This is a genomic window from Actinotalea lenta, from assembly GCF_030586465.1.
Classification (GTDB): Bacteria; Actinomycetota; Actinomycetes; order Actinomycetales; family Cellulomonadaceae; genus Actinotalea; species Actinotalea lenta.
Genome location: NZ_JAUQYP010000001.1, coordinates 1098164 through 1117864 on the forward strand (window position 1 = coordinate 1098164; position 19701 = coordinate 1117864).

Annotated in this window: 18 protein-coding genes; 16 read left to right on the forward strand and 2 right to left on the reverse strand. The window is 74.7% G+C overall.

Translation table 11 applies throughout. The features are described 5' to 3' along the window. Positions 1-165 precede the first annotated feature (165 nt). The gene (locus Q6348_RS05140) at positions 166-1713 is read left to right on the forward strand and encodes a C40 family peptidase (protein WP_304600230.1); all 1548 of its coding nucleotides are present in this window, start codon (positions 166-168) and stop codon (positions 1711-1713) included. Between the two features lie 62 nt (positions 1714-1775). On the opposite strand, the gene Q6348_RS05145 is transcribed toward Q6348_RS05140, so the two are convergent. Further along, positions 1776-2276 carry an inorganic diphosphatase gene (locus Q6348_RS05145; RefSeq protein ID WP_304600231.1) on the reverse strand — a complete coding sequence of 167 codons (501 nt, stop codon included), beginning with the start codon at positions 2274-2276 and terminating at the stop codon, positions 1776-1778. A 97-nt stretch (positions 2277-2373) separates the two neighbouring features. Between Q6348_RS05145 and dacB the strand changes: the two genes are divergently transcribed. The 15 genes from dacB to Q6348_RS05220 all read left to right on the forward strand — a co-directional run bounded on the left by dacB (position 2374) and on the right by Q6348_RS05220 (position 17899). Continuing rightward, positions 2374-3804, forward strand: a complete 1431-nt coding sequence (dacB, locus tag Q6348_RS05150; protein ID WP_304600232.1) for a D-alanyl-D-alanine carboxypeptidase/D-alanyl-D-alanine endopeptidase — start codon at positions 2374-2376, stop codon at positions 3802-3804. Beyond that, entirely contained in the window at positions 3801-4817 is a 1017-nt protein-coding gene (locus Q6348_RS05155; protein WP_304600233.1) for a zinc-dependent metalloprotease, read from the forward strand. The genes dacB and Q6348_RS05155 overlap by 4 nt, the downstream gene beginning before the upstream one ends. Then, positions 4814-5839 carry a tRNA lysidine(34) synthetase TilS gene (tilS, locus tag Q6348_RS05160; RefSeq protein ID WP_304600234.1) on the forward strand — a complete coding sequence of 342 codons (1026 nt, stop codon included), beginning with the start codon at positions 4814-4816 and terminating at the stop codon, positions 5837-5839. Before Q6348_RS05155 ends, tilS begins: the two co-directional genes overlap by 4 nt. Then, positions 5826-6380 (forward strand): hypoxanthine phosphoribosyltransferase, encoded by a 555-nt coding sequence (hpt, locus tag Q6348_RS05165; protein WP_304600235.1) that lies wholly within the window; start codon positions 5826-5828, stop codon positions 6378-6380. Before tilS ends, hpt begins: the two co-directional genes overlap by 14 nt. A gap of 183 nt (positions 6381-6563) precedes the next feature. Further along, on the forward strand, positions 6564-8591 hold the full coding sequence (gene ftsH, locus Q6348_RS05170; protein WP_304600236.1) for an ATP-dependent zinc metalloprotease FtsH: 2028 nt from the start codon (positions 6564-6566) through the stop codon (positions 8589-8591). Positions 8592-8601: 10 nt separating this feature from the next. After that, positions 8602-9216, forward strand: coding sequence for a GTP cyclohydrolase I FolE (gene folE, locus Q6348_RS05175; RefSeq protein ID WP_434062004.1), 615 nt, complete (start codon positions 8602-8604; stop codon positions 9214-9216). Between the two features lie 22 nt (positions 9217-9238). After that, entirely contained in the window at positions 9239-10114 is an 876-nt protein-coding gene (gene folP, locus Q6348_RS05180) for a dihydropteroate synthase (RefSeq protein WP_304600237.1), read from the forward strand. Continuing rightward, entirely contained in the window at positions 10107-11420 is a 1314-nt protein-coding gene (folK, locus tag Q6348_RS05185) for a 2-amino-4-hydroxy-6-hydroxymethyldihydropteridine diphosphokinase (protein WP_304600238.1), read from the forward strand. The genes folP and folK overlap by 8 nt, the downstream gene beginning before the upstream one ends. Then, positions 11420-11902: a DUF3180 domain-containing protein gene (locus Q6348_RS05190; RefSeq protein WP_304600239.1), complete on the forward strand. Its 483-nt coding sequence runs from the start codon at positions 11420-11422 to the stop codon at positions 11900-11902. Before folK ends, Q6348_RS05190 begins: the two co-directional genes overlap by 1 nt. Positions 11903-11943: 41 nt before the next feature. After that, on the forward strand, positions 11944-12450 hold the full coding sequence (locus tag Q6348_RS05195; protein WP_304600240.1) for a PH domain-containing protein: 507 nt from the start codon (positions 11944-11946) through the stop codon (positions 12448-12450). Beyond that, on the forward strand, positions 12447-13991 hold the full coding sequence (locus Q6348_RS05200) for a PH domain-containing protein (RefSeq protein WP_304600241.1): 1545 nt from the start codon (positions 12447-12449) through the stop codon (positions 13989-13991). The genes Q6348_RS05195 and Q6348_RS05200 overlap by 4 nt, the downstream gene beginning before the upstream one ends. Continuing rightward, a complete protein-coding gene (locus Q6348_RS05205) occupies positions 13988-14929 on the forward strand; it encodes a Rossmann-like and DUF2520 domain-containing protein (RefSeq protein WP_304600242.1) in 942 nt (313 codons plus the stop codon). Before Q6348_RS05200 ends, Q6348_RS05205 begins: the two co-directional genes overlap by 4 nt. Then, on the forward strand, positions 14926-15783 hold the full coding sequence (gene panC / locus Q6348_RS05210) for a pantoate--beta-alanine ligase (RefSeq protein ID WP_304600243.1): 858 nt from the start codon (positions 14926-14928) through the stop codon (positions 15781-15783). Before Q6348_RS05205 ends, panC begins: the two co-directional genes overlap by 4 nt. Next, complete coding sequence (panD, locus tag Q6348_RS05215; RefSeq protein WP_304600244.1) at positions 15783-16217, forward strand: aspartate 1-decarboxylase; 435 nt, start codon at positions 15783-15785, stop codon at positions 16215-16217. The genes panC and panD overlap by 1 nt, the downstream gene beginning before the upstream one ends. Further along, positions 16214-17899, forward strand: a complete 1686-nt coding sequence (locus Q6348_RS05220) for an L-aspartate oxidase (protein WP_304600245.1) — start codon at positions 16214-16216, stop codon at positions 17897-17899. The genes panD and Q6348_RS05220 overlap by 4 nt, the downstream gene beginning before the upstream one ends. A gap of 103 nt (positions 17900-18002) precedes the next feature. Here the strand turns inward: Q6348_RS05220 and Q6348_RS05225 are convergent, their stop codons facing one another. Further along, positions 18003-19682, reverse strand: coding sequence for an FAD-dependent oxidoreductase (locus tag Q6348_RS05225; RefSeq protein ID WP_304600246.1), 1680 nt, complete (start codon positions 19680-19682; stop codon positions 18003-18005). Between the last annotated feature and the right edge of the window lie 19 nt (positions 19683-19701).

Below are 19701 nucleotides of genomic sequence, written 5' to 3' on the forward strand. Positions count from 1 at the left end.
CGAGTCTCGCGACGTCAAGGAGGCGCGCCGCTCTGCCGATGAACCTGGAGTCGCTCGCTCGAGTGGGTGGCGACGGTTGTCAACGCATGATGCTGGTGTGATCTGTGTTCACTTCTGTGATCGGAACCAGTAGCGTCTGCTCGGACCGACGAGGGGAGCGCCGAGATGCGGGTGTCGCGTCGCGCTGCGATGGCCCTCGCCCTCGCGCTCGGGGTCGGTGCGCTGACCGGGCAGGCCTCCTGGGCCGACCCGGTGGACGACAACGACGTGGCGCAGGCGCGCGCCGCGGTCGACGACGCCGCTGCCAAGGTCGCGGACATCGAGCTGAAGCTCGCTCTCCAGCAGTCCGAGCTCGACACTGCGTGGCAGGCCGTCGGGGTCGCCGGGGAGGCCTACACCCAGGCCGTCGTGGATGCGGACGCCGCGACGAAGGCGAGCAAGGCCGCCGCCGCGAAGTCCCGCCGGGCGGAGCAGGACGCGAAGGCTGCCCGCCAGGACCTGGCCACCCTCGCACTCGAGGCGTACCGCTCCGGTGGCGAGATGGACCAGATCGGTGCGTTCCTCAGCTCGTCCGGGTACGAGGACCTGGTCGCGCGGACGGAGGCCATCGACCGGCTCGGTGCTGCCGCCGATCGGGCCTCGCAGCGCCTCGAGGCCGCCGAGCTTTTCGCCTCGACGCTGCGCGACCACGCGGCGCGGGCGGCGACCGAGGCCGAGCACGCGGCGGCCCATGCCCAGCAGGCCCTCGACCAGGCGCAGGCCGCCCAGGCCGCCGCCGAGCAGAAGGTGACCCAGGTCCGGTCCGAGCGTGAGACGTTGATCGCCCGGCTCGCCCGCGTGCGCCAGGTGTCGGTCGACGTCGAACGCGCGCGCCAGGCACAGCTCGACGCAGAGCGTCGGGCGCGCCAGGAAGCCGCCGCCCGCCGCGAGCGGGAGACGGCGCGACCGGCGCAGCCGCCGACCCAGCCGACCGCCACGACCCAGCCGGCGCAGCCGCCGACCCAGCCGACGCAGCCGGCGACCCAGCCGACCGCCACCACCCAGCCGGCGCAGCCGGCGACCCAGCCGACCGCCACCACCCAGCCGGCGCAGCCGGCGACCCAGCCGACGGCCACCACCCAGCCGGCGCAGCCGGCGACCCAGCCGACGGCCACCACCCCACCGCCGACCCAGCCGACCGCCACGCAACCCCCGGCCACGACGCAGCCGACTCCCCCTCCGGCCACGCCACCTCCGGCGCCGACCCCCACGCCGACACCCACCCCCACGCCGACGCCCACGCCGACACCCACCCAGCCCGCGCCCGACCCGTACGGGCTCGGCACCGGGACGGCGCGCGGGACCGCCGCGCAGGGCCAGGCCGCGGTCGCCTGGGCGCTCGCGCAGGTCGGTGTCCCGTACTCCTACGGCGCGGCCGGCCCCGACGCGTTCGACTGCTCGGGGCTCACGATGCGTGCGTGGCAGGCTGCCGGGGTCGCGCTGTACCGCACGTCACGGGACCAGTACCGCCACGTGCTGAAGATCTCCTACGACGCGATGCGGCCCGGGGACCTGGTGTTCTGGGGCACCGACCCGCACGACGCGGGCAGCGTGTACCACGTGGCGATGTACCTCGGCAACGGCCAGATCGTCGAGGCCCCCCGGCCCGGACTGACCGTCCGGGTGACCAGCATGCGGTGGTTCAACGCCATGCCCTACGCCGGCCGCCCCTGAGGCGGGACGAGCAGCCGCTCGCGCGGCGCGTGGCCCGACGGGCCACGGCGACCTCGCCGGGGTCAGTGCCCCCCGTGCATGCCGGCGTCCTTGGCCCGCTGGTAGGAGCGCATGATCTCCTGCTCCGCGGCGGCGCGGTCCACCCAGTGCGCACCCTCGACCGACTTGCCGGGCTCCAGGTCCTTGTAGACCTCGAAGAAGTGCTGGATCTCCAGGCGGTGGAACTCCGAGACGTCGTCGATGTCCTGACGCCAGGACGCCCGCTGGTCGCCCACCGGCACGCACAGGACCTTGTCGTCACCGCCGGACTCGTCGCGCATGCGGAACATGCCCAGCGCGCGGCAGCGGATCAGGCAGCCCGGGAAGGTCGGCTCCTCGAGCAGCACCAGCGCGTCCAGCGGGTCGCCGTCCTCGCCCAGCGTGTCGTCGATGAACCCGTAGTCGTCCGGGTAGCGGGTGGACGTGAACAGCATCCGGTCCAGCTTGATGCGGCCGGTCTCGTGGTCCACCTCGTACTTGTTGCGATTCCCCTTGGGGATCTCGATCGTGACGTCGAACTCCACGGTTCTCCTTCGGACGGGACGTGGTGGACGCTGAGTGTGACCTAGTGTGACGCACCGACGGGCACATCGCCGCCATCGGCGGGGCGAGGAGGCTTAGGTGCAGGCGCGGGGACGCGTGACGCTGGCGGGGACGCTGGTGGTCGTCGTCGGCGTGGCGGCGGGGTGGGCGACCCTCGACGCCCTCGACCTCGCGCCCGGTGTGCTCACCCTGGATCCCCCGCCGGCCGCAGCGGAGCCGTTCCCGACGGCGCCCGGCGCCGTCGCCGCGCCCTCGGCCACGCCGGTCGTGGGCGACCTCGACCCGGGAGCGCCCGTGCCGGACGCGGGCGCCGTGACGTCATGGGCGAGGGCGCTGGCGGCCGACACCAGGATGGGCAGCGCGACCTCGGTGATGGTGTCCGACGTGCTGACCGGGCACGTGCTGGCGGACCTGACCGGCTCCGTGGGGCGCACCCCGGCCTCCACCGCGAAGATCCTGACCGCGATGGCCGCGATGACGGCACTCGGTCCGGACACCACCCTGCCCACCACCGTCGTGCAGCCCGAGGCCGGCCGGCTGGTCCTGGTCGGCGGCGGGGACATGATGCTCGCGCCGGGCCACGGCGAGCCGGACGCCGTGGTCGGGCACGCGGGGCTGGCCGACCTCGCCGACACGGTGGTGGACCGGCTGCGGCAGGAGGGGGTCACCGACGTCCGCCTCGACCTCGACGACACGCTGTTCAGCGGTCCCGCCATCCACCCGCGCTGGGACCCCTCCGACGTGGCGCACGGGTACGTGGCGGCGGTGACCCCGGTCGCCATCGACATCGCCAAGACCAAGCCTGACGAGGAGTACCCACCGCGGTACCCCGACCCTGCGCTGCACACCGTGGCCGAGCTGGCCAGGCTCCTGACCGACGCGGGCATCACCGTCACCGGCGACCCCGCGCGCGTGTCCGCGCCCGCGGACGCCACCGAGCTCGCCAGGGTCGAGTCCGCGCCGGTCGGCCAGGTCGTGCGGTACGCGCTGCACGTCTCGGACAACACGATCGCGGAGGTGCTGGGTCGGCTCGTCGCAGTCCACCGGGGGCTGCCGGGCTCCTTCCAGGGCGCGACGTCCGCGGTGCTCGCGCAGCTCGCCGTCGACGGCGTGTCGGTGACCGGGACCCTGCTCGACGACTGCAGCGGGCTGTCGGCGCGGTCCCGCATCCCGGCCGCGGTCCTCGTCGGCGCGGTCCGCCACGCCGCCCAGCCGGGCGCGGCGCAGCTCCTCCCGGTGCTCAACGACCTGCCCGTGGGTGGCCTCGTGGGCACTCTGGCCGACCGGTTCACCGCGGGGCCCGGGGCCGGTCTGGTCCGCGCGAAGACGGGCAGCCTGCCGGGTGTCACGTCGCTGGCCGGGACCGTGCAGACGGCCGACGGTCGGCTGCTCGCCTTCGCCGTCCTGGCCGACCGGACCCCGCCGGGCGGCCAGGAGCGGCCGCGGGCCGCCATCGACGCGTTCGTGCAGCGGCTCGCCGCCTGCGGGTGCACGGGAGCCGCGGCATGAGCCCGCATGCCGCCGAGGGGCGGGAGGAGGTGCGGGCCATGCTCGACGCGGAACGAGCCGGTCGCTGGGCAGGCCGGCTGATCCGGCCTGGTCACGCCCCCGATCATGCGGCCGCGGTGGCCCTGGTCGAGCGGCTGCACCGCGCCGCGGACCGCGCCCTGCCGCTCGCCGAGCACGCCGGGCGGCTGGCCGGCCCGCTCGAGGCCGCCGGACGCCGGGAGCCCGCCCCGGTTCTCGTGGTGGACCGGAGCGGCTGGGCCAGGGCTGCCGCCCGGTCGATGGTCACGATGGTGGGGTCGGCACTGCCCGCGGGTCGATCGGCCACCGCGCAGCTCGCGCTCGCACTCGCGGTGCTCGGCACCCGGGTGCTCGGCCAGTTCGACCCGTACACCGGTCGCCTGCTGCTGGTGGCACCGACGATCGGCGAGGTCGGCCGGTCCATGGGGGTCGACGAGGACGACTTCGCGCTGTGGGTGTGTGTGCACGAGCAGACCCACGCCCTGCAGTTCCAGGCCGCCCCGTGGCTGGCCGGCCACCTCAGCGGCGAGGCCACCGCCCTGCTGGAGTCGTTCGCCCGGCCCGGGGGCGACGTGCAGCTGGCGCTGGAGTCGGTGGTCCGGGCGCTGCGCGGCGGCTCCGACCTCCCGCTGTCCGGCTTGCTCGACGCCGAGCAGGCCGAGCGGCTCGATCGGGTCACCGCCACGATGTCGCTGCTGGAGGGGCATGCCGACGTCGCCATGGACGCCGTGCCCCCCGCCGCGATCCCGAGCCGTCGCCGGCTGCGGGCGGCCATGGCCGCCCGACGCACGTCCGGTGGCTGGCAGCAGGTGGTGCGGCGGCTGATGGGGATGGAGGCCAAGCACGCGCAGTACCGTGACGGGGCGGCGTTCGTCCGTCAGGTGCGGCGTGCCGCACCCGACGCGCTCGACGTGGCCTGGTCCACTCCCGAGGCGCTGCCCAGCGTCGCCGAGATCGCCGACCCCGCGGCTTGGCTGAGCCGCACCCGGCCGTGACCGGGCCCGCCCCGGCCGTGGCCGCCGTGCGCCACGCCGTCCGGGTCGACCTCGAGGCGCTCATGGCCGGGTCCGACGGGCCCGTCGAGCTGGTGCTGGTGGCGTGCTCCGGAGGCCCGGACTCGCTCGCACTGGCGGCGGCTGTCGCCTTCGTCGCGCCGCGCCTGGGGATCGGGGCCGGCGCCGTGGTGGTCGACCACGGCCTGCAGGAGGACAGCGCCGCGGTGGCCGAGCGGGCCGCACAGGCCTGCGAGCACCTCGGGCTGCGCCCCGTGCAGGTGCGGCGGGTGGGCCCGGTGCGCCCCGACGAGGCCTCCGCGCGCTCAGCGCGGCTGGCGGCCCTGACGGCCGCCGCCGAGGAGCATGGTGCGGCAGCGGTGCTGCTGGGCCACACGCTGGACGACCAGGCCGAGCAGGTGCTGCTGGGCCTGGCCCGTGGCTCGGGGGCGCGGTCGCTCGCCGGGATGCCCGCCGTGCGTGGTGTGCTGCGACGGCCCCTGCTCGGGGTGCGGCGAGCCGTGCTGGGCGACGCGTGCGCCGCGCAGGACCTCACGCCGTGGCAGGACCCGACCAATCATCCCGACGGGGGTGGCGCGCGGCGTGCGACGGTGCGCCACGTGCTGCTGCCCGCCGTGGAGGAGGCGCTGGGCCCCGGGATGGCCACGGCGCTCGCCCGCACGGCCGACCTGCTGCGCGCGGACGCCGAGGTCCTCGAGCCGATGGCCGCTGACCTCCTGGCCCGTGCGCGGTCCGGGCCCGACGGCGGTGACCTGGACGTGGAGGTGCTCGCCGCCGCCCCCGCGGCGCTGCGCACCCGTGCGCTGCGCACGGCCCTGATCGGGTGGGGCGCACCGGCGGGTGCGTTGTCCGCCGCGCACGTCGCAGCCGTGGACGCCCTGGTCACCCGGTGGACGGGACAAGGGCCGGCGTTCCTGCCCGGACTTCGGGTCGGACGCCGGTATGGCAGGCTGAGTCCGCACGCGCCGACGACCGAGCCGGGGAGCACTGGTGGACGCAGCTGACATGGGTGACGACCTCGAGCGGATCCTCCTTCCGGCCGAACGGCTCGGCGCCCGGCTGGACGAGATCGCTGCCCAGGTGGACGCCGACTACGCCGGCCGCGACCTGCTCCTGGTGGGCGTGCTCAAGGGTGCGGTCATGGTGATGGCGGACCTGGCGCGGCGTCTGAGCCTGCCGATCGAGATGGACTGGATGGCGGTGTCGTCGTACGGGGCGGGCACCACGTCCTCCGGCGTCGTCCGCATCCTCAAGGACCTGGACACCGACCTGTCCGGACGGCACGTGCTGATCGTCGAGGACATCGTCGACTCGGGCCTGACGCTCTCCTGGCTGCTGGCGAACCTGCGCAGCCGCGGCCCGGCGAGCGTGGAGATCATGACGATGCTACGCAAGCCCGAGGCCGCGAAGGTCGAGGTGGACGTCCGCTACGTCGGCTTCGAGATCCCCACCGAGTTCGTCGTCGGCTACGGCCTCGACTACGCCGAGAAGTACCGCAACCTCCCGTTCGTCGGCACCCTGGCCTCCCACGTCTACGCTGAGTGACCCCCGGGGACCCCGGATGGCGATCAAGGAATTCGTGCTCGTTCGCGCGCCCGAGCGGTCCGTCCGCCACGAGGGGCGTGCTGCCCTGGGCGAACACGACGCGGCAGGGCGGGAGGCAGAAGGTACTCTGCCAAGCAGATCTGACCTGCGACGGAAAGGGTTCGGGGGTCCACCCCGACGCCGATGAATCTCAAGCGACTGACTCGCGGGCCGTTCCTCTGGATCGTGCTCGCCGTGCTGATCCTGTCGATCGGCGCCTCCTCCTTCCTCTCCCCTCAGGTCCGCCGGATCGACACCTCGCAGGGGCTGGCCCTGCTGGCCGGTGGCACGGTGGAGCAGGCGCTCATCGTGGACGGCCAGCAGCGGGTCGACCTGACGTTGAGCAAGCCGTACAGCGCGGGCGGCACGGACTACGGCACCCACGTGCAGTTCTACTACGTGGCGCCGCAGGGCCCGACCGTGGTCGACGCGGTCGCCAAGGCCGACCCTCCCCAGGGCTACAACTCGCTCAACCCCCAGTCCAGCTGGTGGGAGAGCATGCTCGCTTTCGTCCTGCCGCTCGTGCTCATCATGGTGGCGTTCTGGTGGCTGATGTCCCGGATGCAGGGCGGCGGCTCGCGCGTCATGCAGTTCGGCAAGTCGCGCGCGAAGCTCGTCTCCAAGGAGACGCCGCAGGTCACGTTCGCCGACGTCGCGGGCGTCGACGAGGCCGTCGAGGAGCTCCAGGAGATCAAGGAGTTCCTGGCGGATCCGGCCAAGTTCCAGGCCGTCGGCGCGAAGATCCCCAAGGGTGTGCTGCTGTACGGCCAGCCGGGTACCGGCAAGACCCTGCTGGCCCGAGCGGTGGCCGGCGAGGCGGGGGTGCCGTTCTACTCGATCTCCGGCTCGGACTTCGTCGAGATGTTCGTGGGCGTCGGCGCATCCCGGGTCCGTGACCTGTTCGACCAGGCCAAGCAGAACGCGCCTGCGATCATCTTCGTCGACGAGATCGACGCCGTCGGACGGCACCGCGGCGCGGGCCTGGGCGGCGGCCACGACGAGCGCGAGCAGACCCTGAACCAGATGCTCGTCGAGATGGACGGCTTCGACGTCAACGCCAACGTCATCCTGATCGCGGCGACCAACCGGCCGGACATCCTCGACCCCGCGCTGCTGCGGCCCGGCCGCTTCGACCGGCAGGTCTCGGTGGACGCACCGGACCTCCGGGGTCGTGAGCGCATCCTGCGGGTGCACGCGCAGGGCAAGCCGATGGCTCCGGACGTCGACCTCGCGGCCGTGGCCAAGCGCACCCCCGGGTTCACGGGCGCTGACCTGGCCAACGTCCTCAACGAGGCGGCCCTGCTCACCGCGCGGTCCAGCGCCCAGCTGGTCGGCAACCACCAGCTCGACGAGGCGATCGACCGCGTCATCGCCGGTCCCCAGAAGCGGACCAGGCTGATGAACGACAAGGAGAAGAAGATCACCGCGTACCACGAGGGCGGTCATGCCCTGGTGGCGGCGGCGCTGCGGTACACCGACCCGGTGACCAAGGTGACGATCCTGCCGCGCGGCCGGGCACTGGGCTACACCATGGTGATGCCCACCGAGGACAAGTACTCGGTGACCCGCAACGAGCTGCTCGACCAGCTCGCGTACGCGATGGGCGGACGGGTGGCCGAGGAGATCGTCTTCCACGACCCGACCACGGGAGCGGCGAACGACATCGAGAAGGCCACCACGACCGCACGCAAGATGGTGACGCAGTTCGGCATGAGCGACCGGGTCGGGGCGGTGCACCTGGGGCAGGAGAGCGGCGAGGTGTTCCTCGGGCGCGACGTCGGCCACCAGCGGGACTACTCCGAGGACGTCGCAGGGGTGGTCGACGTCGAGGTGCGACGGCTGATCGACGCCGCGCACGACGAGGCCTACGACATCCTCAGCGGCTACCGCACGGTCCTCGACGACCTGGTCCTCCAGCTCCTCGAGAAGGAGACCTTGAACGAGGCGGAGCTCGCCCAGGTCTTCGCACCGATCACGAAGCGGCCGCCGCGCGACGTGTGGCTGTCCAGCCCGGACCGGCAGGTCTCGGACGTCCCGCCGGTGCAGACCGCCGCCGAGAAGGCGCGCGGCAACGGGCACGCCGTCCCGCAGGACGAGGCCGCGGGCGTTCGGCCCGAGCACCCGGCCGAGCCCGTCGGCGAGCTGCCGCCCGAGGGACACCCCGAGTCGTGAGCGCGCAGCCGTGAGCACCCTGGACGACGACGTCGCCGGCCGGCCCGTCGAGGCCCCCCGGGCGTTCGACCTGGCCCGGGCGGAGGCGGCCGTCCGTGAGCTGCTGCTCGCCGTCGGTGAGGACCCGGAGCGGGACGGCCTTCGCGACACCCCGGCGCGGGTCGCACGCGCCTACGCGGAGATGTTCGCCGGCCTGGGCCGGGACCCCCGCGACGTGCTCACCACGACGTTCGACGAGGGTCACGAGGAGATGGTCCTCGTCAAGGACATCCCGGTGTACTCGCAGTGCGAGCACCACCTGCTGCCGTTCCACGGCATGGCGCACGTGGCGTACATCCCCGCCAAGGACGGGCGGATCGCCGGGCTGTCCAAGCTCGCGCGGCTGGTCGACCTCTACGCCCGCCGCCCTCAGGTGCAGGAACGGATGACCACGCAGATCGCCGACGCCCTCGTCGAGGTCCTCGGCGCGGCGGGGGTCATCGTGGTGGTCGAGTGCGAGCACCTGTGCATGTCGATGCGCGGCGTGCGCGCCCCCGGTTCGCGGACGGTGACGTCCGCGGTGCGGGGGCAGATGCGCAACCCCGCCACCCGGGCCGAGGCCATGAGCCTCATCCGACCGCGGTGAGCCGCGGCCCTACCCTGGGACGGTGAGCGTGCTGCACCCTGCGCCCCTGCGTGCGGACCTCGCCGCGCTCGATCGCACGCTGGTGATGGGCGTGGTGAACGTCACCCCGGACTCGTTCAGCGACGGAGGGCGGTGGTTCGAGCCGGACGCCGCCGTCGCGCACGGGCTCGAGCTGCTCGCCCAGGGCGCAGACCTCGTGGACGTGGGCGGGGAGTCCACGCGGCCCGGTGCCGTGCGGGTCGACCCGGCCACGGAGCGGGCCAGGGTGCTCCCGGTCGTGTCCGCCCTGGCGAAGGCGGGTGCCCTGGTCAGCGTGGACACCACGCGCGCCGCCGTCGCGGCGGACGCGATCGAGGCCGGCGCGGCGCTGGTCAACGACGTGTCGGGGGGCCTCGCCGACTCCGGGATGCTGCCCCTGGTCGCGGACGCCGGGGTGGTGTACGTGGCGATGCACTGGCGCGGGCACTCCGACGTCATGGACGGCCTCGCGCAGTACGACGACGTGGTCGCCGACGTGTGCGACGAGCTGTCGGCCCGCCTGGACGCCGCCGTCGCCGCGGGTGTCGACCCGGGGCAGGTGGTGCTCGACCCCGGGCTGGGCTTCGCCAAGACGGGGTCGGACAACTGGCCGCTGCTGGCCCGCCTGGACCGGTTGACCGCGCTGGGTCGTCCCGTGCTCGTGGGCGCGTCGCGCAAGCGGTTCCTGGGCCACCTGCTGGCCGGGCCCGACGGCCCCGCGCCGCCCGAGGCGCGCGACCGCGCGACAGCGGCGGTGAGCGCTCTCGCAGCGGCGGCCGGAGCCTGGTGCGTCCGGGTGCACGAGGTGGCAGGCTCGGCAGACGCCGTGCGGGTCGCGGCGGCATGGACGGCGGCACGAACGGGAGGCGGACGTGGCTGAGGACCGCATCCGGATCGCCGGTATCCGGGCGACCGGGTACCACGGCGTACTGGACCACGAGCGGCGCGATGGGCAGGTGTTCGTCGCCGACGTCCTGCTGCACCTCGACACGCGGGAGGCGGCCGAGCACGACGACCTGACCAGGACGGTGGACTACGGCGCGGTCGCTGCGCAGGTGCACGACGTGCTCACCGGGCCCCCGGCGGACCTGGTCGAGACCGTCGCGGAACGGATCGCCGCCGCCGTCCTCGAGCACGACGCCGTCCAGGCGGTCGACGTCGTGCTGCACAAGCCCCAGGCCCCGATCGGCGTGCCGTTCGCGGACGTCACCGTCGAGGTGCACCGCTCGCGTGAGCACCCGCCTGCTGTCGCGAGTCGCCGGACCCAGGCTGCTGAGCAGGCCTCGCCTGGTGGCCGGGGCGCGACCCGCCTGCCAGGTGACCCGGTCGGCGCGCCGGTCGCGCCGCCGCAGGTGAGCTCGCCGGTCGCGCCGCCGCAGGTGAGCTCGCCCGCCGGGCGCGCGGGCGAGAGCGCGGCCACGCCCCCGCCGGTGCTGCCCTTCCCCGACCTGGACAACCCGCTCGAGGACCTGCCGGCCGACGCACCCAGCGGACCCGCGTATGCGGTACCCACCTGGTCGCCCGTCATCGCGCAGCCGGACCCTGGCCCGGGCGCCCCGGTCCCCGGCCTGGAACCGCTGACCGGGCCGCACGACGCGGTGGCTCCCGGCGCCGCCGGCCCGCGCAGCGATGAGCCGGACGGCCCCACGGACGTGATGGACGCCGTGCCCCCCGAGGCCGTCGACGTGGTCCTCGCACTGGGGTCGAACCTGGGCCCGAGCCGGGAGATCCTGCGGGCCGCGATCGGCGAGCTGGACGCCGTGGACGGCCTCGAGGTGACCGCCGTCGCACCGCTGGCGCGCACCGCGGCCGTCGGCGGCCCGGACCAGGCGGACTTCCTCAACACCGTGGTGCTCGGGCGCACCACGCTCAGCCCGCGCGCCCTGCTGCGCGCCTGCCAGGCCGTCGAGGCGCACGCCGGCCGGGAGCGGATCGAACGCTGGGGGCCGCGCACCCTGGACATCGACCTCGTGGTGCACGGCAGCACCGTGGCGGTGGCCGACGACCTCGAGCTCCCGCACCCGCGTGCGCACCAGCGAGCCTTCGTGCTGGAACCGTGGGCGCAGGTCGACCCCGACGCGTGGTTGCCCGGCCTGGGCGGTGGGCCGGTGGCGGTCCTCGCCGGGACCGCGCCGGACCGCGGCGGCATCCGTTGGCTGGCGCTGGACTGGTGGACCACAGGGTGATGCGACGCACCCCGTGGTCCCGCCTGCTCCTGGTCGCCGCGGTGGTCGCGGCGTTCAGCGCCGCGGTGCTGCACCTGGCGGAGTCGCGCGGTTGGCTGCTGGTGGCGCCGCCGCCCTTGGCGACCGTGGTCATGCTCGGCATCGCCGTGGTGGTCGGCCGCCTGGGCTGGAACGTCCGACAGTACGTGCGGGGCAAGCGGCCCGGACTGGACCCGCTGCTCGCCGCCCGGACCGTTGTCCTGGCGACCGCCGCCGCCTACACGGGTGCCGTCCTGACCGGGTGGTACACCGGCCACGTCCTGGTCGTGCTGGGTAGGCTCGGCCACCCGCCGCTGCGGGACTTCGCCATCAGCGCCGCCGTGGCTGCCGCGGGTGCGGTGGTGCTCGCGGTCGCCGGCGTGGTCGCCGAACGGTGGTGCGAGGTCCCCCCGTCCGACGACGACAACCCTCCCGACGGGGTCTCGGCCGGTTCGCCCGCGTGACGCGGCATGGGCGTGGCTCGCCGAGTGGGAGGATGGGCCCCATGTCTGCGCAGGACTCGAGCCTCACGAGCCCCTTCGACCCGGCCGAGGTCGTCTGGCAGCCGGTCTCCCCGCGGCTCGTGACGGTCCGGCTCATCCCGCTGGCGATCGTGCTGGGCGTGCCCCTGGTCGCCGGCGCCGTGGCCGCGGTCCTGAGCGGGATCGCGGGCCTGTGGGTGGTGCCCGCCGTCTTCCTGCTGCTCGGGGTCTGGGCGGCGGTCCTCGTGCCACGTCAGGTGCATGCGATCGGGTACGCCGAGCGGGACGACGACCTCCTCATCCGACGCGGGGTGGCGTTCCGCAACCTCGTCGTGGTGCCCTACGGGCGCATGCAGTTCGTCGACGTGCACGCCGGACCGCTGGACCGCTGGGCCGGGGTGGCGGCCGTCCAGCTGCACACCGCGTCGGCCGCCAGCGACGCCGCGATCCCGGGGCTCCCTCCGGCCGAGGCCGCCCGGCTGCGCGACCGGCTCGCGGCGCGCGGCGAGGCGAGGCTGGCCGGGCTGTGAGCTCGGCTCGGACCGGCCCGGGGGACCGCCCGGGCGACCCGCCCAGCGACCTGGACTGGGTGCGGGTGCACCCGATCACGCCCGTCGTGCGGGGCTGGAAGGTCATCGCGGTGCTCGTGGTGATCGTGATGCAGCAGTTCGAGTTCGACGTCTCCAATGCCGCCCGCGTGGCCCGCGTGGTGGGGTTCGGGACCGTCGGGCTCGTGGCGCTCGGTGTCGCGGCGCTGGGGTTCGCCTACGCGACGCTCGCGTGGCGGATGACCCGCTACGCGGTCGACGACGACGCGATCTACCTGCACAACGGCGTGCTCTTCCGGCGGCAGCGCGCAGCGCGCCTGGACCGGATCCAGGGCATCGACACCATCCAGCCGCTGCTGGCCCGGATGTTCGGGCTCACCGAGCTCAAGATCGAGGTCGCGGGCGGCGCCGACTCGGCCGTGCGGCTGTCGTTCCTGCGGGACCAGGACGCCCAGCGGCTGCGCAACGAGCTCCTGGCGCGCGCGGCAGGACTGCGGTCGGGCGCGCTCGACGACGGCCCGGCTGCGGAGGGGGCCACGCAGGGCCCCGGCACGCCGGCGCCGGCCGCCCCGGAGCGCGAGCTCGTCGCGGTCCCGGCCGGGCGCATCATCGAAGGCCTCCTGAGGTCGATCGGCACGCTGGTGGCCCTGGTGCTGACCGTGGGCATGGTCGTGCTCGCCCTCGCGGTGCGGGAGCCGGCGCTGACGCTCTCGCTGCTGCCGGCGTTCATCGGCATCGGTGGGGCGTTGTGGGGACGGTTCACGGGGGAGTTCGGGTTCCGGCTCGCGCAGTCCCCGGACGGCATCCGGCTGCGGCACGGCCTGCTCGAGGCCCGGGCGCAGACGGTTCCCCCGGGGCGTGTGCAAGCGGTGCGGCTGCGCCAGCCGCTCCTGTGGCGCAGTCGGGACTGGTGGCGGGTGGAGGTCAACATCGCCGGCTACGCGGCGCAGCAGGACGCCGGCAAGGAGACCGTGCTGCTCCCCGTGGCGGACCGCAGGCAGGCGCTCCTCGCGCTCTGGCTCGTGCTGCCGGACCTGGGGGTGGACGACCCGGCGCGGGTGCTCGACGAGGCGCTGTCCGGCAGCGGCCCCGGGGTCGGGTTCGTCACCAGTCCGCGCCGAGCCCGGTGGCTCGACCTGTGGGGCTGGCCACGCAACGCCTACCTGGCCACCGGTCGCGCCCTGCTGGCCCGGCACGGCCTGGTGACCCGGACCCTGGTCGTGGTCCCGCACGAGCGCACCCAGTCCATCGGGCTGCGGCAGGGCCCGCTGCAGCGGCGGCTCGGCCTGGCGAGCGTGGACCTGCACTCCACGCCGGGACCGGTCCAGCCCCGGGTGCACCACCTCGACGCGACCGCGGCGGGCGAGCTCGTCACGGCGCAGGCCTTACGGGCGCGCCGGGCGCGCGCCTCGGCCGGTCCTGAGCAGTGGATGCGCTCCCCGGCGCAGCCGCCCGGCGATGCCCTCCCGGCCGGCCCCGGCCCCGACCCCGGCCGACCCCCGGGGGAGGAGCTGCAGCGATGAGCCCGCCTGCCGGTCGCCTCGGCGTCGGGGTGGTGGGTGCGGGCCGGGTAGGTGCGGTGCTCGGTAGCGCGCTGCGGGCCGCGGGCCACGCCGTGGTCGGAGTCAGTGCCGTCTCGCAGGCCAGCCGGGACCGTGCCGACGCGTTGCTGCCCGGGGTGCCGGTCCTGGAGATCCCGCAGGTGGTCGAGCGCGCGGAGCTCGTGCTGCTCGCCGTCCCCGACGACGCGCTCCCTGCTCTGGTCGAGGGCCTCGCGGCCACCGGGGCGTGGCAGACCGGCCAGCTCGTCGTGCACACCTCGGGGGCACGTGGAACCCGGGTCCTGGCACCGGCGGCGGCCGCCGGTGCGATCCCGATCGCGCTGCACCCCGCGATGACGTTCACGGGGACGTCGCTCGACCTCGCGCGGCTCCCCGGTGCCACGGTCGCCGTCACGGCGGCCACCGCTGTGCTGCCCATCGGCCAGGCCCTCGTGGTCGAGCTCGGTGCAGAGCCCGTCGTCGTCGCGGAGAAGGACCGTCCGCTGTACCACGCTGCCCTCGCGCACGGAGCCAACCACCTCGTGGTGCTCGTTGCCCAGGCCGCGGCGGCGTTGCGGGCCGCGGGTGTCGCGGAGGCCGACCGCGTGCTGGGGCCGCTCCTCTCGGCGGCACTGGACGGGGCGGTGCGCTCCGCCGGCGCGGACGTGGCGGCCCCCGGCGGGGTGGCGTCCCTGACCGGCCCCGTGGTGCGGGGCGACGCCGGCACCGTGGCTGCGCACCTGCGGGTGCTCGCGTCGCTCGCCGCCGTCGACCCGGAGGCGGCCGACCTCGTCCCGGCGTACCGCGCCATGGCCCGGGCGGCCACCGGCCGCGCGCTGCGCGCCGGACGGATCGCCACCGACGCGGCCGAACGTCTGCTGGACGCGCTGACCGATGACCCCCGATCGGAGGATTCATGAGAGTGGTGCGGACCCGCGCCGAGCTCGCCGGCGCGCTGGCGGGCCGCCCGGGGCGCCGGGCGGTCGTGATGACCATGGGTGCTCTGCACGACGGGCATCTCTCGCTCGTGCGGGCCGCCCGGGAGGTTGCGGACCAGGTGGTCGTGACGATCTTCGTCAACCCCCTGCAGTTCGGCCCCACCGAGGACCTCGAGCGCTACCCGCGCGACCTGGAGGGTGACGCGGCCAAGCTCGCAACGGTGGGCGCCGACCTGGTGTTCGCGCCCTCCGTCGACGAGGTCTACCCGCGCGAACCGGTGGTCACGGTCTCCGCCGGCCTGATCGGCGAGGTGCTGGAGGGGGAGCACCGGCCCGGACACCTGGACGGAGTCCTGACCGTGGTGTGCAAGCTGGCGCACCTGGTCCGTCCCGACGTGGCGCTGTTCGGTCAGAAGGACGCCCAGCAGCTCGTCGCGGTGCGGCGGATGGTGGCCGATCTCGACCTGGACGTGCAGGTCCTCGCGGTCCCGACGGTGCGCGAGCCGGACGGTCTGGCGATGTCGTCGCGCAACGCCTACCTCGACGCCGACCAGCGTGCGACTGCCCTGGTGCTGTCCCGCGCGCTGGCCGCGGGAGCCACGGCCGCGGGCCGCGGGGCCGACGCCTCCACGGTCGCCGCCGCGGCGACCGAGGTGCTCGCCACCGAGCCCGGGCTCGAGCTGGACTACCTCGCGCTGCGGGACGCGGAGCTCGGCGAGCTCGGGGCGGGGTACCGTGGACCGGCGCTCCTGCTGGTGGCCGGCAGGGTGGGCGCGACCAGACTGATCGACAACGTCGTGCTGGATCTCGGTGCGACGACGAGCGAGGAGCATTGATGGTCATCGAGGGTCGTGTGCGCACGATGATGACCGGGAAGATCCACCGGGCGCGGATCACGCAGGCGGACCTGGACTACGTCGGCTCGATCACGATCGACGCCGACCTCATGGCGGCGGCCGACATCCTGCCCGGCGAGCAGGTCGACGTCGTCGACATCACCAACGGCGCGCGGCTGACCACCTACGCCATCCCGGGCCCGGCGGGTTCGGGCGTGATGGGCATCAACGGTGCCGCGGCGCACCTGGTGGAGCCGCAGGACCTGGTGATCGTGATCGCCTACGGCCAGCTCACCGACGCGGCGGCGCGGACCTACACGCCGGCGGTGGTGCACGTGGACGCGGACAACCGCATCGTCGAGATCGGAACCGACCCGGGCGAGGCGCGCCCGGGCCTGCACACCTCCGCGGTCGGGTTCGGAGACCACCGGTGAGCCTCGCCCGGCGGCTGGCCGCGCCGGCGCCGGGCTGGACCACGCAGGCCGACGCGATCGTCGTCGGCTCGGGCGTCGCGGGACTGACGGCTGCGCTGCGGCTGCGCACCCGGGTGCCGCGCGTGCTCCTGGTCACCAAGGGCCCGTTGGCCTCGGGCTCCACGGTGTGGGCCCAGGGCGGCATCGCCGCCGCGCTCGACCCGGAGGACAGTCCCGGCGCGCACCTGCACGACACGCTCGTCGCGGGTGTGGGGCTGTGCGACCGCCCGGCGGTCGAGGTGCTCGTGACCGAGGGGCCGGATCGGGTGCGCGAGCTCGTCGGGCTGGGGACCCGGTTCGACACCGGTCCGGGCGGCGAGCTCTCGCTGACCCGGGAGGGCGGCCACCGCGCGGACCGGATCGCGCATGCCGGGGGAGACGCGACCGGTGCGGAGATCTCACGGGCCCTCGTCGCCCAGCTCGAGGCGGTCCGGTCCGATCCCGGGATCGAGGTGCTCGAGCACGCGCTGGTCCTTGACCTGCTGACGGCCGCGCCGGACCGGGACGGGCGTCCCGGACCGGTCTGCGGCGTGACGCTGCACGTGATCGGTCAGGGCAGCAGGGACGGTGTCGGCGCGGCCCTGGCCCCTGCGGTCATCCTGGCCACGGGGGGCATCGGGCAGGTCTACCCGTCGTCCACCAATCCGGTCCAGGCCACCGGGGACGGCCTCGCGGCGGGCCTGCGGGCCGGTGCGGCGATCGCCGACGTGGAGTTCGTGCAGTTCCACCCGACCGTGCTGTGGCTGGGTGCGGGGGTCAAGGGGCAGCTCGCGCTGATCTCCGAGGCGGTGCGGGGCGAGGGTGCGATGCTCCTGGACTCGGACGGTCTGCGCTTCATGCCCGACGTGCACGAGCTCGCCGAGCTGGCCCCCCGGGACGTCGTGGCGCACGCCATCGTGCGGCGGATGGCCGAGACGGGGTCCGACCACGTCTTCCTGGACGCCCGGCACCTGGGTGCGGACTTCCTGCGGCACCGGTTCCCGACCATCGACGAACGGTTGCGGGACGAGGGGATCGACCTCACCACCGACCTGGTGCCGGTCGCGCCCGCTCAGCACTACCACTCCGGGGGTCTCCTGACGGACCTGCACGGTCGCACCACGCTCTCCGGCCTGTACGCCGCGGGGGAGGCAGCCTGCACGGGGGTGCACGGTGCGAACCGCCTCGCGTCCAACTCGCTGCTCGAGGGCCTGGTGTTCGCCCACCGCGCGGCCGACGAGGTCGCGGCGCGGGTCGCCGCCCGGGACCTCGTGGCACGTGACCCGGCGGAGCGCGCCGGCGAGCCCGCCCTCGTCGCGGCGCCGGCGCGCAGCCGGATCCAGCGCCTGGCCGCGTCGGGTCCCGGGGTGATCCGGCGGGTGGACGGCCTGACGCAGGCGAAGGAGCGGCTCGCCGCTCTGCCCACCAGGGCAGACCGCGCACCGGGGGTCCAGGCCGCCCCGCAGGCGGCGGAGTGGGAGACCACCAACCTGCACCAGGTCGCCACGGTGCTCACCGAGACGGCGCTGCGTCGCACGGAGACCCGTGGGGGGCACTACCGCGAGGACCACCCGGACCGCGACGACGCCTCCTGGCGCGTGCGCCAGGTGGTCCGCCTCACCCCCGACGGCGCCCTGCAGGTCACCCACACCCCGGTCCCCTGACCCAGGCTCCCCTCCCGCGCCCACTCGGCGCCGAGGGGTGCACGTCTGGGCGAGGGGTGCACCCGGAGGCACACCCCTCGCCTGCTTGTGCGCCGCTCGCGCCTCAGCCCTGGTCGAGGACCAGGTCGGGGAGGGCGGCCCGCAGGGTCAGCATCCCGCCGGACAGGTTGGCCGAGTCGAAGCCCTCCTGGACCAGCACGCGGTGGGCCAGGTAGGACCGGAAACCGCTCGCGCAGTGCACGCGTACCGGCCGGCCGGCGGCTTCCTCCCGGATCTCCTCGAGGCGCTCGCGGACCTCGGTGTGCGGCACGTTGAGCGCCTTGGGCAGGTGCCCCCGGCGGTACTCGCCGTGCGAGCGCACGTCCAGGATCAGCGCGGTGTCGAGCACCTCGTCGAGCTGGTGCGGGTACCAGAGCGTGAGGGTTCCGTCGAGCACGTTCTGCGCGACCATGCCCGCCATGTTGACCGCGTCCTTGGCGGATCCGTACGGCGGCGCGTAGGCCAGCTCGAGCTCGGCGACGTCGTCCATGGTCATCCCCGCGGCCAGCGCCGTGGCGAACACGTCGATCCGCTTGTCCACGCCCGCACGCCCCACGGCTTGGGCGCCCAGCAGCCGGCCGTCGGGGGCGAACGTCACGGTCATGTGCATCTGCTCGGAGCCGGGGAAGTAGCCCGCGTGGTGCCCGGGGTGCGTGTGCACCACGTGGTGCTCGATGCCGGCACGCCTCAGCTGGGCCTGGGAGGCGCCCGTGACGGCGGCGGTCAGGCCGAACACGCGCACGACGGCGGTGCCGATCACGGGGCGCGCGAGCGTGGCCTCGGTCAGCCGACCCATGATCGAGTCGGCGGCGCGGCGGCCCTGGCGGTTCGCCGGGCCGGCAAGCGGGACGGCGCCGAGCACACCGGTCACGCCGTGCCGCACCGCGGTCGCGTCGCCGACCGCCCAGATGTGCGGGTCGGAGGTGCGCTGGGCGGTGTCCACCACGATGGCGCCCGACTCGGTCAGCTCGAGGCCGGCGCCGGCGGCCAGGTGGCTGTCCGGGCGCACGCCCACGGACAGCACGACGATGTCGGCGGGCAGCACCGTCCCGTCGGAGAGCGCGACCTCGACCGCGTGGTCGGTGTCCCGCGTCGGCGTGATGCCGGTCGCGGCCACCCCGACGTGGGTGGTGATGCCGTGCCCGGTCAGCTCGTCGTCCAGCAGGCTCGCGAGCTCGTCGTCGAGGGGTGGTAGGACGTGCGGCGCGAGGTCGACCAGGTCCACGTCGAGCCCCCGCTCGCGCAGCGCCTCGGCCGCCTCCAGGCCGATGAACCCGGCGCCGAGCACCACGGCGCGGTCTGCCGAGTCGGTGAGCAGGGTGCGGATCGCATCGGCGTCCGGCACGGTCCGCAGGGTGTGCACCTGCGGCAGGTCGAGCCCGTCGATGGGTGGCCGGATCGCGGTGGCGCCGGGCGCGAGGACCAGCGCGTCGTAGTCGATGACGTCGGTCCCGTCGTGCGGGAGCTGGACGGTGACCTGCTTGGTGGCCGGGTCGATCGCGAGGACCTCGTGGCCGGTGCGCACATCCAGGTGCAGCGCGGCGTGCAACGACGCCGGGGTCTGCAGCAGCAGGGACGCGCGGTCGGCGATCTCGCCACCGACGTGGTAGGGCAGGCCGCAGTTGGCGAACGACACGTAGTCGCCGCGCTCCAGGACGATGATCTCGGCGTCCTCGTCCAGGCGCCGTGCCCTGGCTGCTGCGCTCATCCCTCCGGCGACCCCGCCGACGACAACGATCCTCATGGTGGTCCTCACTGCTGGT